This is a genomic window from Nostoc sp. (genome assembly GCF_036917275.1).
GTDB lineage: Bacteria > Cyanobacteriota > Cyanobacteriia > Cyanobacteriales > Nostocaceae > Nostoc.
The window spans coordinates 1-1442 of the sequence record NZ_JBALDF010000052.1 but is presented as its reverse complement, the minus strand read 5'-3'; the positions used below and the strand labels follow the sequence as shown (position 1 = coordinate 1442).

The window sequence follows — 1442 nt, the reverse complement described above, 5'->3', positions numbered from 1 at the left end:
TTATGGTTCTTCAGTACTTGTTATGCCAAATTATTAAGAATAGATATAAAATAATATTAAAAAATTTATCAATAATCTGCTAGGAGTACTATGAAGATTGACATATAAATAGTTTTTATTGTTAACTGTAAATATTATTCCAGCTATTTTTATATAAATTTACAGTTATGAGTAGTAAAAGAGATATTAAAATTCTCACAGAGCTTCTTGATTTAGGAGATATAAAAGTTATATCACATCGTCTTCACGATGGAATTGGAATTATTTTACAAACCGAATCAAAAAAATTATATAGTACTTGTCCCAGGTGTGGCACAAAAAGTCAGAAATTACATCAAAATCATCGACATATTGTTAAAGACTTACCTTTTGGAGATCGTCCAGTATTTTTAGAAATTAATAGGCGTCAATTCAAATGTGAAATATGTAAAAAACCATTTAGTGAAAATTTAGATTTTGTCAGGAAGAAAAGAACTTATACAAAGCGGCTTGCACAGAAAACAATACAAGAAGTTTTAGAAAACGATATCCACACTGTAGCTTCAAAAGGAATAGTCACAACAGAAAAGATAGAAGGTATGTTAAAAGATGCATCGGAACAATTATCAAATTCAAAACCTTTAAAATTAAAAAGACTTGGAATTGATGAGATAGCTCTAGTTAAAGGAAAAGGAAATTATTGTGCAGTACTAATAGATTTGGATACATCCAAACTGATTGCTATTTTAAGTGGACGTACTCAAGAAATAATAAAGGAAACTCTTATAGGCTGGGGATCTGAAATCTTAAAGCAAATAGAGGAAGTCAGTATAGATTTATGGAAAGGTTATAAAAACTTAGTGACAGAATTAATGCCTGAAGCTCAAGTAGTTGCAGATCGATTTCACGTTATGGTTCAGATAAATAAGGAATTAGATACACAAAGAAAAAGAGAAAGACGAAATACACAAGAGTTAATAAAAAAAGCAAAGACATCAAAAGAAAAATTCAAACAAGAGCAAATATTAGAAGGCTTAAATAAAACTAAATATGTTTTACTTAAAAATGAGTCAGATTTAAACGAAGAGCAAAAAAATAAGCTTATTAAGGTAAAATCTGTGTCCCCTAGTCTAAAATTAATGCATGAATTAAAAGAGAAACTCAGAAAAGTTTTTAATAAAACCAATGATTGGTATACGGCAGTCTTTAAACTAGGTATATGGCTATCAAAAGCTAAAAAATATTTTCCAAATAGTAACAATACTTTTATTCGCTGGTTTGATGAGATAGTAGCTTACTTTGATAATAGGACAACAAGTGGTGTTGTTGAAGGCATCAATAACAAACTCAAGCTAATTAAGCGTTCAGCTTATGGGTTTAGAAACTTTAATAATTTTAGAGTAAGATGCTTATTAAATTGGCATTTTTATTATTAGTTTGGCATAACAAGTACTGAAGAACCA

At 28.8% G+C, this 1442-nt stretch carries 1 protein-coding gene; it reads left to right on the top strand.

All coding sequences use genetic code 11. The features are described 5' to 3' along the window. Positions 1 to 167 precede the first annotated feature (167 nt). Positions 168 to 1415, top strand: coding sequence for an ISL3 family transposase (locus tag V7K35_RS19205; protein ID WP_442939745.1), 1248 nt, complete (start codon positions 168 to 170; stop codon positions 1413 to 1415). Positions 1416 to 1442: the final 27 nt, after the last annotated feature.

What these genes read in the sequence shown, in the direction of transcription:
- V7K35_RS19205 (WP_442939745.1), top strand. Translation starts at nt 168, where the DNA reads ATGAGTAGTAAAAGAGATATTAAAATTCTCACAGAGCTTCTTGATTTA.